A 14,042-nucleotide genomic window follows, 5' to 3' on the forward strand; every position below is an offset into this window, starting at 1 on the left:
GGTCAAGTCCTCAACTCTGCTGAAAAAGGATCAACTCATGGCGCAAGTCACCCTCAAAGGCAACCCGGTCCCGGTCGCTGGCCAACTGCCGCAGGCCGGCCAGAAGGCGCCCGCCTTCAGCCTGGTCGGCAACGACCTGAGCGACGTCACCCTGGCCAGCCTGGCCGGCAAGCGCAAGGTGCTGAACATCTTCCCCAGCGTCGACACCCCGACCTGCGCCACCTCGGTGCGCAAGTTCAACGCCGAGGCCGCGCAACTGGCCAACACCGTGGTGCTGTGCATCTCCGCCGACCTGCCGTTCGCCCAGGCGCGCTTCTGCGGCGCCGAAGGCCTGGAGAACGTCGTCAACCTGTCGACGATGCGTGGCGCCTCCTTCCTCGAGGACTACGGCGTGGCCATCGCCGGTGGCCCGCTGGTCGGTGTCGCCGCCCGTGCGGTGGTGGTGCTGGACGAGCAGGACAAGGTGCTGCACAGCGAACTGGTGGCCGAGATCGCCGACGAGCCGAACTACGCGGCGGCCCTGGCGGCGCTCAAGTAACGTTCCGGGATTGGACAACGGCCTGCTCTGCAGGCCGTTTTCGTTCGTGCCTCGAAAATACGCCTGGAGCGATTACTTTACGTCGCCTGCGACGGCCCGAAGGGTGGCCCCCAGGGATGGCAGGCCACAAACAGTTAGAAACGTAAGGGGAGGGTAAAAGCGGGTAAATGGGCTTTGCTTCGCGGTTGCCAGTGCTTATCGTTCCGGCTCCCTCAAGAAGTGATCCGTCCTCGCCATGTTCGATACCGCCGCGACTCCTGCCAAAACCTCCCGCCAGTGGCTGATCGGCCTGAGCCTGCTCGCCGTGCTGCTCCTGCTGCTCTGGTGGTTCTGGCCGGGCAAGGCGCAGCCGCAGCAGATGGGGCGTGGTCGTTTCGGCGACATGGGCCCGGTGCCGGTGCGGGTGGCCGAGGTGCAGCGTGCCGACTTCGCCGTCGAGCTCAAGGCCCTCGGCACGGTCACCGCCTACAACAGGGTCGACGTGCGTTCGCGGGTGGACGGCGAACTGGTCAAGGTGCTGTTCGAGGAGGGCCAGCAGGTGGCGGCCGGCGACCTGCTGGCGGTGATCGACCCGCGTCCCTACCAGGCGGCGCTGCAACAGGCCCAGGGGGCCCTGCAGGAGAACCAGGCGCAGCTGAAGAACGCCGAGCTGGACCTGGCCCGCTACCAGGGGCTGTACGCCGAGGACAGCATCGCCAGGCAGACCCTGGACACCCAGCAGGCGCTGGTCAACCAGTATCGCGGCGGCCTGCTGAGCGATCGGGCGGACGTCGCCAGCGCCAGGCTCAACCTCGACTTCACCCAGATCCGCGCGCCGATTTCCGGGCGTCTCGGCCTGCGCCAGCTGGACGTCGGCAATCTGGTCAGCGCCGGGGACACCACGCCGCTGGTGGTGATCACCCAGACCCTGCCGATCGCGGTGACCTTTACCCTCCCCGAGGGCGACCTGCCGGCGGTGCTGCAGCGCACTCGCACTGGCACGACCCTGGCGGTGGAGGCCTGGGACCGTGGCGAGCGGCTGAAATTGGCCGAGGGCGTGCTGGAAAGCCTGGACAACCAGATCGACACCGCTACCGGCACGATCAAGCTCAAGGCGCGCTTCGCCAATGCCGAGCAGATGCTGTTCCCCAACCAATTCGTCAACGTGCGCCTGCGCGTGGAGACCCGCCAGGAGGCCACCATCGTCCCCTCGGCCGCGGTGCAGTTCGGCTCCCAGGGGACCTTCGTCTATGTGGTCGACGCGCAGAGCAAGGTCAGTATCCGTCCTGTCACCATCGCCGTCAGCGACGCCGAGCGCAGCCTGGTGGACGAGGGCGTGCAACCCGGCGAGCGCCTGGTGCTGGAGGGCACCGACCGCCTGCGCGACGGCAGCGTGGTGGAAGTGATCGACCCGGCCGTGGTGCAGAGCCCGGAGGGCGCCCAGCGCCAACCGGCGGCCCGCCAGGCGCGGAACGACGCATGAACGTCTCCCGCCCCTTCATCCTGCGGCCGGTCGCCACCACGCTGCTGATGGTGGCGATCTTCCTCAGCGGCCTGATCGCCTACCGCCTGTTGCCGGTGTCGGCGCTGCCGGAGGTGGATTACCCGACCATCCGTGTGCTGACCCTGTATCCCGGCGCCAGCCCTGACGTGATGACCAGCGCGGTGACCGCGCCGCTGGAGCGTCAGTTCGGCCAGATGGCCGGCCTCAAGCAGATGTCCTCGACCAGCTCCGGCGGCGCCTCGGTGATCACCCTGCGCTTCAATCTGGAGGTGGCGCTGGCGGTGGCCGAGCAGGAGGTGCAGGCGGCGATCAACGCGGCGAGCAACCTGCTGCCGGGCGACCTGCCGGCGCCACCGGTGTACAACAAGGTCAACCCCGCCGACACCCCGGTGCTGACCCTGGCGGTCAGCTCGGCGAGCCTGCCGCTGCCGCAGGTCAACGACCTGGTGGACACCCGCCTGGCGCAGAAACTGGCGCAGACCGGCGGCGTCGGCCTGGTCACCCTGGCCGGCGGCCAGCGCCCGGCCGTGCGCATTCGGGTCAACCCCGAGGCGCTGGCGGCCTACGGCCTGAGCCTGGCCGACGTGCGCAGCCTGATCAGCGCCAGCAACGTCAACCAGCCCAAGGGCAACTTCGACGGCCCGACCCGGGTCGCGCAACTGGATGCCAACGACCAGCTCAAGTCGGTGGAGGAATACCGCCAGCTGATCCTGACTTACCAGGACGGCGCGGCGCTGCGCCTGAAGGACGTGGCGCAGATCGTCGACGGCGCCGAGAACGAGCGCCTGGCCGCCTGGGCCGACCGCAACCAGGCGGTGCTGGTCAACGTGCAGCGCCAGCCCGGGGCCAACGTCATCGAGGTGGTCGAGCGCATCCAGGCGCTGCTGCCGCACCTGACCGAAGGCTTGCCGGCCAGCGTCGAGGTCAGGGTACTCACCGATCGCACCCAGACCATACGCGCCGCGGTGACGGACGTGCAGCACGAGCTGCTGCTGGCCATCGCCCTGGTGGTGCTGGTGACCTTCCTGTTCCTGCGCAAGCTGTCGGCCACGCTGATTCCGTCCATCGTCGTGCCGCTGTCGCTGATCGGCACCTTCGGCGTGATGTACCTGGCCGGCTTCACCATCAACAACCTGACGCTGATGGCGCTGACCATCGCCACCGGCTTCGTGGTCGACGACGCCATCGTCATGCTGGAGAACATCGCCCGCCACCTGGAGGAGGGCGAGACGCCGCTCGAGGCCGCACTCAAGGGCGCGCGGCAGATCGGCTTCACCCTGGTCTCGCTGACCCTGTCGCTGATCGCCGTGCTGATCCCGCTGCTGTTCATGGCCGATGTGGTCGGCCGGCTGTTCCGCGAGTTCGCCATCACCCTGGCGGTGGCCATCCTGATTTCCCTGGTGGTGTCGCTGAGCCTGACGCCGATGATGTGCGCGCGCCTGCTCAAGGCGGAGAAGCCGCAGCAGCAGGGACGTTTCTACAATGCCGCCGGCGCCATCATCGAGCGCATGATCGAGCGCTATGGCCTGTGGTTGCAGTGGGTGCTCAGGCATCAGCCGCTGACCCTGCTGGTGGCGGTGGCCACCCTGGGGCTGACCGTTGTGCTCTACCTGGCGGTGCCCAAGGGCTTCTTCCCGGTGCAGGATACCGGGCTGATCCAGGGCATCTCCGAGGCGCCGCAGTCGATCTCCTTCGCCGCCATGAGCGAGCGCCAGCAGCGCCTGGCCGAGGTGATCCTGCGCGATCCGGCGGTGGCCAGCCTGTCCTCGTCGATCGGCGTGGACGGCGACAACCCGACGCTGAACAGCGGTCGCCTGCTGATCAACCTCAAGCCCCATGCCGAGCGCGACCTGACCGCCAGCGAAGTGATCGAACGGCTGCGCCCCGAGCTGGCGCGCATTCCCGGCATCGAGCTGTACCTGCAGCCGGTGCAGGACCTGACCATCGAGGACCGCATCAGCCGCACCCAGTTCCAGTTCAGCCTGGAGTCGCCGGACGGCGCGCTGCTGGAGGCGTGGACGCCACGCCTGGTCGCGGCGCTGCGCCAGCAGCCGGAACTCACCGACGTGGCCAGCGACCTGCAGAACCGCGGCCTGCAGGTGTTTCTCGACATCGACCGCGACGCCGCCGCGCGCTTAGGTGTCAGCGTCGGCGACATCGACGACGCGCTGTACGACGCCTTCGGTCAGCGCCAGATCAGCACCATCTACACCCAGGCCAGCCAGTACCGCGTGGTGCTGGAGAGCCGCGACGGCGGCCGCATCGGCCCGGCGGCGCTGCGCCAGATTCACGTGGCCAGCGGTGATGGCCAGCCGGTGCCGCTGGCGTCGCTGGCGCGCATCGAGGAGCGTCCGGCCAGCCTGCTGGTCAACCACATCGGCCAGTTCCCGGCGGTGACCCTGTCGTTCAACCTGGCACCGGGGGCCTCGCTGGGCGAGGCGGTGGCGGTGATCGAGCGGGTGGAGCAGGAGATCGGCCTGCCTGCATCGATCCAGACCCAGTTCCAGGGCGCCGCCGAGGCCTTCCGCGCTTCGCTGGCCTCCACCCTGCTGTTGATCCTGGCGGCCATCGTCACCATGTACATCGTGCTGGGCGTGCTCTACGAGAGCTACATCCACCCGATCACCATCCTCTCCACCCTGCCCTCGGCCGGGGTCGGCGCCTTGCTGGCGCTGCTGCTGACCGGCAACGACCTGGGCCTGATCGCCATCATCGGCATCATCCTGCTGATCGGTATCGTCAAGAAGAACGCGATCATGATGATCGACTTCGCCCTGGAGGCCGAACGCCAGCAGGGCATGGCCCCCGAGGCGGCGATCTACCAGGCGGCGCTGCTGCGTTTCCGGCCGATCCTGATGACCACCCTGGCGGCGCTGTTCGGCGCCATCCCGCTGATGCTGGCTACAGGCTCCGGCGCCGAACTGCGCCAGCCGCTGGGGCTGGTGATGGTCGGCGGGCTGCTGGTCAGCCAGGTGCTGACGTTGTTCACCACGCCGGTGATCTACCTGGCTTTCGATCGCCTGTCGCGGCGCTTCGCCGGTCGCAGCGCGGCGGGCGTGGCGATCTAGATGAACCTCTCCGCGCCCTTTATCCGCCGTCCGGTGGCCACGCTGCTGCTGAGCCTGGCGATCATGCTGCTCGGCGGCGTCAGCTTCGGCCTGCTGCCGGTGGCGCCGCTGCCGCAGATGGACTTTCCCACCATCACCGTGCAGGCCAGCCTGCCCGGCGCCAGCCCGCAGATCATGGCGGCCACCGTGGCCACGCCGCTGGAGCGCTCGCTCGGCTCAATCGCCGGGGTCAGCCAGATGAACAGCAACAGCAGCCAGGGCAGCACGCGGCTCATGCTCCAGTTCGACCTGGACAAGGACATCAATACCGCCGCGCGCGAGGTGCAGGCGGCCATCAACGCGGCGCGCGACCTGTTGCCCAGCGGCATGCGCAGCATGCCCAGCTACCGCAAGGTCAATCCTTCGCAGGCGCCGATCATGGTCATCTCGCTGACCAGCGCGACGCTGAACAAGGGCCAGCTGTACGACGTCGCCTCGACCATCCTGGCGCAGAAACTGGCCCAGGTCGGCGGCGTTGGCGAGGTGCAGGTCGGCGGCAGTTCGCTGCCGGCGGTGCGCGTGGCGCTGGAGCCGCGCCTGCTCGATCACTACGGCATCGCCCTCGACGAGGTGCGTCAGACCATCGCCGCGAGCAACGCGCTGCGCCCCAAGGGGGCGGTGGAGGACGCGCAGCGCCATTGGCAGGTGCAGGCCAGCGACCAGTTGGCCAAGGCCGCCGACTACCTGCCGATGATCATCCGCTACCAGGATGGTGCCGCCGTGCGCCTGGGCGACGTGGCCACGGTCAGCGACGGCGTCGAGGATCGCTACAACAGCGGCTTCTACAACGACCGGCAGGCGGTGCTGCTGGTGATCAACCGGCAGAGCGGGGCGAACATCCTGCAGACCATCGGCGACATCCGCGCCGAGCTGCCGGCGCTGCGCGAGGTGATCCCGGCCAGTGTCGAGCTGGAAGTGGCCATGGATCGCTCGCCGGTGATCCGCGCCACCCTGCACGAAGCCCAGCAGACCCTGCTGATCGCGGTGGCCCTGGTGATCCTGGTGGTGCTGGCCTTCCTCGGCCGCTGGCGCGCCGCGCTGATCCCGGCGCTGGCGGTACCGGTGTCGCTGATCGGCAGCTTCGCCGCCATGTACCTGCTGGGCTTCTCGTTGAACAACCTGTCGCTGATGGCGCTGATCATCGCCACCGGCCTGGTGGTGGACGACGCCATCGTCGTACTGGAGAACATCGCCCGGCATATCCACGACGGCGAGAAGCCCATGGACGCCGCCTTCAAGGGCGCGCGCGAGGTGGGCTTCACCCTGCTGTCGATGAACCTGTCGCTGGTCGCGGTGTTCGTCTCCATCCTGTTCATGGGCGGCATAGTCGAGCGGCTGTTCCGCGAGTTCTCCATCACCCTGGCGGTGGCCATCGTCATCTCCCTGCTGGTGTCGCTGAGCCTGACGCCGATGCTCTGCGCGCGCTGGCTCAAGGCCGAGGACGAACAGCCGCAGAACCGCCTGCAGCACTGGGGCGAACGCCTGCAGGGGCGCCTGCTGGCGTTCTACGGGCGCAGCCTGGACTGGGCGCTGCGCCATTCGCTGCTGATGCTGCTGAGCCTGCTGGCGACCATCGCCCTGAACCTCTACCTGTTCGTCAGCGTGCCCAAGACCTTCATGCCGCAGCAGGACACCGGCCAGCTGATCGGTTTCATCCGCGGCGACGACGGCCTGTCGTTCCAGGTCATGCAACCGAAGCTGGAGATCTTCCGCAAGGCGGTGCTGGCCGACCCGGCGGTGGACAGCGTGGCCGGCTTCATCGGCGGCAGCGGCGGGATCAACAACGCCTTCATGATCGTGCGGCTGAAGCCGGTCGGCGAGCGCGGGGTGTCCTCGCAACAGGTGATCGACCGCCTGCGTGCCGGTCTGCCGAAGGTGCCGGGCGGGCGCATGTTCCTGATGGCGGACCAGGACCTGCACATCGGCGGGCGCGAGGGGCGCAGCTCGGAAACCGAGTACATGCTGCTGTCCGACGATCTCGACGCGTTGCGCCAATGGCTGCCCAAGGTACGCGAGGCGCTGCGCGTGCTGCCGGAGCTGACCGACATCGACGCCAAGGAGAACGAGGGCGCCCAGCAGATCCGCCTGCTGGTCGATCGCGAGGCGGCGCAGAGCCTGGGCGTGGAGATGAGCATGATCACCGCGGTACTCAACAACGCCTTCAGCCAGCGCCAGGTGTCGACCATCTACCAGGCGCTCAACCAGTACAGCGTGGTGATGGAGATCGACCCGCGCTATGCCCAGCATCCCGAGGCGCTGGACCAGATCCAGCTGATCGGCGCCGACGGCGCGCGCGTGCCGCTGTCGACCTTCGCCCGCTGGGAGCGCAGCCTGGAGAACGACCGGGTCAGCCACCAGGGCCAGTTCGCCGTGGAGAACATCGGCTTCGCCCTGGCCGAGGGGGTGAGCCTGGATCAGGCCAGCCGCGCCATCGAAGCGGCGGTGGCGCGGGTCGGCCTGCCCAGCGAGGTGCAAGGCATGATGGGCGGCACCGGCGCGGCGTTCCAGCAGACCCAGGACAACCAGCCACTGATGATCCTGCTGGCCCTGGTGGTGGTGTACCTCGTGCTCGGCGTGCTCTACGAGAGCTACATCCACCCGCTGACCATTCTCTCCACCTTGCCCTCGGCCGGGGTCGGCGCCTTGCTCGCGCTGCAACTGGTGGGCATGGCGTTCAGCCTGATCTCATTGCTGGGGCTGTTCCTGCTGATCGGCATCGTCAAGAAGAACGCCATTCTCATGGTCGACCTGGCCCTGCAGCTGGAGCGTGGCGAGCGCCTCAGCCCGCAGGAGTCGATCCGCCGTGCCTGCCTGCTGCGCTTCCGGCCGATCCTGATGACCACCCTGGCCGCCATTCTCGGCGCGCTGCCGCTGGTGCTGGGCGGCGCCGAGGGCGCGGAGATGCGCCAGCCACTGGGCATCACCATCGTCGGCGGCCTGCTGCTGAGCCAGCTGCTGACCCTCTACACCACGCCGGTGATCTACCTCTACTTCGACCGCCTGCGCCATCGGGTCAACCGCCGGCGCGGCGTGCGCACCGATGCTTCGTTGGAAACCCCGCTATGAGCCTTGCCATGCCCGTCAAACGCCCCCTGAGCCTGATCGCCCTGAGCCTGCTGCTGGGCGGCTGCATGCTCGGCCCGGACTACCAGCGCCCGGAATTGCCGGCGCCGGCGCAGTTCAAGCAGATCGAAGGCTGGAAGGCCGCCAGCCCCGGCGACGCCCTGGAGCGCGGCGCCTGGTGGACGCTGTACGGCGACGCCGAACTCAACGCCCTGGTCGAGCGCCTGCAGCTGTCCAACCAGAACCTGGCCGCCGCCGAGGCCCAGTACCGCCAGGCGCGCGCGCTGGTGCGCGGCGCGCGCGCCAGCTTCTATCCGACCCTGTCCGCCAGCGCCGGGGTGACCCGCGCCGGCCAGGGCGGCGGCGACAGCACCATCGGCACCGGCGATGGGCTGAGCATCAGTGGCGCGAACGCCTCGAACACCTCCAAGAGCTACCAGCTGGGCCTCAATGCCGCCTGGGAGCTGGATATCTGGGGCAAGCTGCGCCGCGGCCTGGAGTCCAGCCGCGCGGAGTTCGATGCCAGCGCCGCCGACCTGGCCGCCGCACGCCTGAGCCTGCAGAGCGAGCTGGTACAGAACTACCTGCAGCTGCGCGTGCTGGACGAGCAGAAGCGCCTGCTCGAGGCCACGGTGGCCGCCTACGCGCGCTCGCTGCGCCTGACCGAGAACCAGTACAACGCCGGCATCGTGCCCAGGTCGGACGTGACCCAGGCCACCACCCAGCTCAGGAGCACCCAGGCCCAGGCCATCGACCTCGACTGGCAGCGCGCCCAGCTGGAGCACGCCATCGCCGTGCTGGTCGGCGCCAGCCCGGCCGAGCTGTCCATCGCCGCGCGCGAGGACGTGCCGGGGCTGCCGCAGATTCCCGTGGCGCTGCCTTCGCAGCTGCTCGAACGGCGCCCCGACGTGGCCGCCGCCGAACGGCGGGTGATGGCCGCCAACGCGCAGATCGGCGTGGCCGAGGCCGCCTGGTTCCCCGATTTGACGATCTCGGCCAGTGGCGGCTACCGCGGCAGCAGCTTCGCCGACTGGCTCGAGGTGCCCAACCGCTTCTGGTCGCTCGGCCCGCAACTGGCCCTGAGCCTGTTCGACGGCGGCGCCCGCCGCGCCGAGCTGGAGCGCAGCGAGGCGGTCTACGAGCAGACCGTGGCGCAGTACCGCCAGGCCGTATTGGACAGCTTCCGCGAGGTGGAGGACCAGCTGGTGCTGCTGCGCGTGCTGGAGCAGGAGAGTGCGGTGCAGCAGCAGGCGCTGGACGCCGCCCGCGAGTCGCTGCGCCTGATCGACAACCAGTACCGCGCCGGCACCCTGGACTTCAACAGCGTGGTCAACGTGCAGGCCACCGCGTTGAACAACGAGCGCGCCAGCCTGACCCTGCTGGGCAGTCGGCTGAGCGCCAGCGTGCAGCTGATCGCCGCCCTGGGTGGTGGCTGGCAGGCGCCAGCCGAGGGCGGTGGCGCCCCCGGCGCCGATGGCATGGAAGGAAGATAGCGAATTGCCATCATTCCTGTTCCAGGCGACTGGACGTCGTCTATCCCTGAGCTAGGGTACTAGGAGAGAAATAGCGTGTGCCGGCAGGGATGCATCTATGGACAGACAGTTGGTATTGCCGTTCGGCTTGTCGGATCAACGCCTGGCCATTGCCCTCGAACAGGTGGTCAGGGTTCTGCCGGCGTTGCGGGTCACCCCCCTGCCTGGAGCCCCCCCGAGCATTCTTGGTCTGGCCAATATTCGCGGCCAGCTGCTTCCCGTGGTGGACCTGGCCCGGCGCTTCGGCTGGGTCGCCACTGCGCCCAGCCTGTGGCAACCCTTCATCTGGCTGACCAGCAGCACGCGCGAGCTGCTGCTGCCGGTCGCGCGGGTGGAAACGGCAAGCATCTACGCCGCCGAGGATTTCACCGCGGCGCCCGATCCACGGGTGCCCTCCACCTTGCTGCGCGGGGTGGTGCGCAGCGGCGACGGCTTGTTACTGATCCAGGACGTCGAACAACTGCTCAGCGACGAGGATGAGGGCCGGCTCGACGCGTTGTTGACCGCCAGGGCAGGAGGTCTCGATGACGCGCACTGAAGCGCATTGTTCACCGCGCCTGCTCGCCACCCTGAGTCACAAGCTGCTCCAGCACCTGGGCATGGACTTTTCCGGCACCCGCCGAGTCGACCTGCTGCGTCGCCTGCAACTGCTCGCCAGGGAGCATGAGGTCGATGATTTCGACGGCTGGCTGCAGGACCTGGCATTCGCCGAGTGGGACGCCGCCAAGGTACAGAGCCTGATCTCAGCCTTTACCGTCGGCGAAACCTATTTCCGCCGTGATGCCGAAGCCTTCGACTGGCTCGCCAGCGAGCATCTGCCCGCGCTGCTGGCTCGCCGTCGGGCCGCGGGGCGGCGCCACCTGCGCCTGTGGAGCGCCGGTTGCTGCACCGGCGAGGAGGCCTATGGCCTGTTGTTTCTGATCGATGAGTTGCTGGCGGGCGAGGGTGCGGACTGGTCGGTGGAGCTGGTCGCCAGCGACATCAACGCAGGCTTTCTCGCCAGGGCGGAACAGGGCGTATACGGCCGCAACGCCTTTCGCAGCAGCGAGGCGCATTTCCGCGACCGTCACTTTCAGGCCGAGGGCCGCCAGTGGCGGGTTCGCCCGGCCTGGCGCGGGCGCATCCGCTTCGTCCAGTACAACCTCGCCGACAGCCGCCTGCCCCCGGCGCTGGCCGAGGCCGATCTGATCCTCTGCCGCAACGTGCTGATGTACCTCTCCCCGGATCGAGCGCTCGCCGCCCTGCGCCGGCTGCTCGCCAGCCTGAGTGCGGATGGCGCCCTGCTGCTGAGCGCCGTCGAGGCTGGCCTGGCCACCCAGGCCGGACTCAGCGGCCGTTGGGCGGGTTGCAACTACGCTTTGTTGGCCGCTGGCGCGGTCGGTCTGGGACCGGCCGCGCCACCTGCGCCGGTATGTCTGCCGCCGCAACCCGCACCGCTGCCGCGTCCCGTCGAGTGGTGGCGAGTGCCAACCCCGGCGCCGGCAGCCGAGCCTCCAGCGCGGGATGCCGCCGCGCACGAGTCGGGGCTGCCTGAGCATTACTGGCGCCAGTTCGCTCAGGCCAGGGCCCGGGGGGCGCATGGGCAGGCCCGTGAAGCACTCTCTGGCTACCTGGGCTGTACCGGCCTGGGCAGGGAACAGCAGCATCGGGCCTGCCTGGCCATGGCGCGCAGCTGGGCTGACCAGCAGCGCCTCGAGCAGGCCAGGGAGTGGCTGCGGCGGGCGCTGCAACTGGATGGCGCAGCCCCCGCCGCCTATTGGCTGCAGGCCCTGCTGGCCCAGCAGGAGGGCGACAACCGCGCCGCCCTGCTGGCGCTGCAGCGGGCGTTGTACCTGGATCCGGGGTTCATCCTCGGCTACTTCCTGCGCGCCCGCCTGCTCCGCGCCGAAGGCCAGGGGCGTGCCAGCGACAAGACCTTGCGGGTGTGCCGGCAATTGCTTCTGGATCAGGACGGGGACGCGCTGGTGCCCCATGGCGACGGTATTGATTGTGCGCAGTTGCTGCGCCTGTGCGATCAACTGCAACAGGGAGGGCGTTAATGTCCGAGCCTCTGAAGGAAGATCAAGGTTGGACGCAGATTCGCCAGCGCCTGGCGCAATTCGAGCGGCGTCTGGCGGAAGGCTTCGGGATCGATGCCGATGAGCGCGATGCCCGAGTGTTGGCGCGCAGCCGGCAATGGGCCCGGCAGGAGGAAGAGGAACGGGCCGAAGACTGGCTGGAGGTGCTGATGTTCAGCCTCAGCGGCGAGCTGTATGCGATCGGCAGCGAGCACGTGGCCGAGGTGCTGCCGTTGGCTCAGTACACCCCCTTGCCCGGCACGCCGCCTCACGTGCTGGGCATCGTCAGTGTGCGTGGGCATATCGTGTCGCTGCTCGACCTGCGCGTGTTGTTCGATCTGCCGCTCGGCGGTCTTTCCGACAAAAACTTCGTGGCCATCCTGCGCAGTACCGAGATGGAGTTCGGCCTGCTGCTCGACCGGGTCCAGGGAATGGCGCGGATACGCCGCGATGCGGTCCAGGAAAAACTGGCCAATCTCGGCGGCGTTCGCGCCAGCTACCTGCTCGGGGTCACCACGGAGCAACGCACGGTGCTGGATGGCGCGCGGATGCTGAATGACCCGAGTCTGCGGGTGATGGATGAGGAGTAGGGGGATCTATGGACAGGCTTGTTAATCTGAGCATCGGCAGCAAACTGATTGCCGCCTTCGCCCTGCTGATCGGTGGTTTCGGCTTCCTCCAGTTCAGCAGCTTGGAGCGCTTCGTCGGCCTGCAGGAAAACGAGGAACGGCAGTTTCAGCAACACTACGGGCGTGTCGCCGATGTGAAGGATCTGCGCCTGAATATCGCGGCGCAACGCAACGACCTGCTGACGCTGCTCAACGAGGAGCAGCTCGCCGAACTGGACAACGTCGAGCAGGCCATCGATCGCCGCAACGCCGAGAACGAGCGCCTGGTACGGCGCCTGCAACAGACCGCCAGCGAGGATCAGGAATTTGCCGACCTGCTCGAGGAACTGCTGGCGGAGCGTGCGGCCCTGGCGAAGACCCGGGCGGAACAGCTGAAGCTGCTACGCGCCGGGGCACTCGCGCAGGCGCGGCAACTGAGCAGCGGTGTCCAGCTCGAACGGTTGAACAGAATTCATGAACTCGGCGTGCGCCTGTCCAGGGTGACCGACCGGCGTGTCGCCGCGGCCATGGCACGTTCCAGTCAGATACTGGATGCCCAGCGCGAGCGGACCTTGCGCCTGAGCCTGCTGCTGGTCGGCGTCAGCGCCTTGCTGGCCTGGCTGCTCAGTCACCATATCGCCAGACCGCTGGCACGCCTGACCGGCTGGGCGGAACGCATCGGCCGCGGCGAAATTCCCCAGGAGATGGTCAGCAGTACTCGCCGGGATGAAGTCGGGCGCCTGACCCAGGCTTTCGCCGACATGGGCCAGTACCTGCGCGAACTGGTCCGGGAAATGAACGAGGGCATCGGCGTGCTGGCCTCCTCCAGCGAGGAAATACTCGCCGCCGCCAGTCAGGTAGCCACCAGCACCCAGGAAACCGCTACGGCGATCAGCGAGATCGTCACCACGGTGGAGGAGGTCAAGCAGACCGCCGTCCTGGCTGGCAGCAAGTCGAAGACGGTTGCCGAAAGCACCGAGCGCACCCGCCAGGTGGCGCAGAACGGCCGCCAGGCGGTGGACGAGGCCCTCAAGGGCATGGGGCAGATCCGCGAGCAGATGCAGGCGGTCGCCGAGAGCATCATGCGCCTGGGGGAGCAGAGCCAGGCCATAGGCGAGATCGTCGCCTCGGTCGGCGACCTCGCCGAGCAGTCCAACCTGCTAGGGGTCAACGCCTCGATCGAGGCGATGAAGGCCGGCGAGGCGGGCAAGGGCTTCTCGGTGGTGGCGCAGGAAGTCAAGGCCCTGGCCGACCAGTCCAAGCAGGCCACCACCCAGGTGCGCGGCATTCTCGGCGAGATCCAGAAGGCGATGACCAAGGCCGTGCTGCTGGCCGAGCAGGGCAGCAAGACGGTGGAAAGCGGATTCGAGCGGGCGCAGTCGAGCGGTGACGCGATCCGCAGCCTGAGCAGCAATATCGAGACCTCCAGCGAGGTGGCGCTGCAGATCGCCGCCACCAGCCAGCAGCAGATGATCGGCATGGACCAGATCGCCTCGGCGATGGCGAACATTCGCCAGGCCAGCCAGGACAATGTCGGCGGCACCCAGCAGGTCGACCTGGCGGCGCGCAACCTGCACCAGCTGGGCTTGAAGCTCCAGGGCCTGGCCAGTCGTTTCAGGCTGTAGGCGGTTGCACAGATGTATCGGGTCCACGG

General features: G+C 68.3%; 9 protein-coding genes. All 9 read left to right on the plus strand.

What is annotated here, in order from left to right:
• Nucleotides 1-37 precede the first annotated feature (37 nt).
• The 9 genes from tpx to I0D00_RS01540 all read left to right on the plus strand — a co-directional run bounded on the left by tpx (nt 38) and on the right by I0D00_RS01540 (nt 14,013).
• On the plus strand, nt 38-538 hold the full coding sequence (gene tpx, locus I0D00_RS01500; protein WP_213637997.1) for a thiol peroxidase: 501 nt from the start codon (nt 38-40) through the stop codon (nt 536-538).
• A 235-nt stretch (nt 539-773) separates the two neighbouring features.
• Nucleotides 774-2,000 (plus strand): MdtA/MuxA family multidrug efflux RND transporter periplasmic adaptor subunit, encoded by a 1,227-nt coding sequence (locus I0D00_RS01505; protein WP_213637998.1) that lies wholly within the window; start codon nt 774-776, stop codon nt 1,998-2,000.
• Nucleotides 1,997-5,089, plus strand: a complete 3,093-nt coding sequence (locus I0D00_RS01510) for an MdtB/MuxB family multidrug efflux RND transporter permease subunit (RefSeq protein ID WP_213637999.1) — start codon at nt 1,997-1,999, stop codon at nt 5,087-5,089. The genes I0D00_RS01505 and I0D00_RS01510 overlap by 4 nt, the downstream gene beginning before the upstream one ends.
• Nucleotides 5,090-8,194, plus strand: a complete 3,105-nt coding sequence (locus I0D00_RS01515) for an efflux RND transporter permease subunit (protein WP_213638000.1) — start codon at nt 5,090-5,092, stop codon at nt 8,192-8,194. It begins immediately after the preceding gene.
• Nucleotides 8,195-8,202: 8 nt separating this feature from the next.
• Entirely contained in the window at nt 8,203-9,684 is a 1,482-nt protein-coding gene (locus I0D00_RS01520) for an efflux transporter outer membrane subunit (RefSeq protein ID WP_420850754.1), read from the plus strand.
• A 97-nt stretch (nt 9,685-9,781) separates the two neighbouring features.
• The gene (locus I0D00_RS01525) at nt 9,782-10,261 is read left to right on the plus strand and encodes a chemotaxis protein CheW (RefSeq protein WP_213638002.1); all 480 of its coding nucleotides are present in this window, start codon (nt 9,782-9,784) and stop codon (nt 10,259-10,261) included.
• Complete coding sequence (locus I0D00_RS01530) at nt 10,248-11,762, plus strand: CheR family methyltransferase (RefSeq protein ID WP_213638003.1); 1,515 nt, start codon at nt 10,248-10,250, stop codon at nt 11,760-11,762. Before I0D00_RS01525 ends, I0D00_RS01530 begins: the two co-directional genes overlap by 14 nt.
• Entirely contained in the window at nt 11,762-12,370 is a 609-nt protein-coding gene (locus I0D00_RS01535; protein ID WP_213638004.1) for a chemotaxis protein CheW, read from the plus strand. Before I0D00_RS01530 ends, I0D00_RS01535 begins: the two co-directional genes overlap by 1 nt.
• 8 nt (nt 12,371-12,378) lie before the next feature.
• Nucleotides 12,379-14,013: a methyl-accepting chemotaxis protein gene (locus I0D00_RS01540; protein WP_213638005.1), complete on the plus strand. Its 1,635-nt coding sequence runs from the start codon at nt 12,379-12,381 to the stop codon at nt 14,011-14,013.
• Nucleotides 14,014-14,042: the final 29 nt, after the last annotated feature.

This window comes from Pseudomonas lalucatii (assembly GCF_018398425.1).
In the GTDB taxonomy this organism is placed as follows: domain Bacteria; phylum Pseudomonadota; class Gammaproteobacteria; order Pseudomonadales; family Pseudomonadaceae; genus Aquipseudomonas; species Aquipseudomonas lalucatii.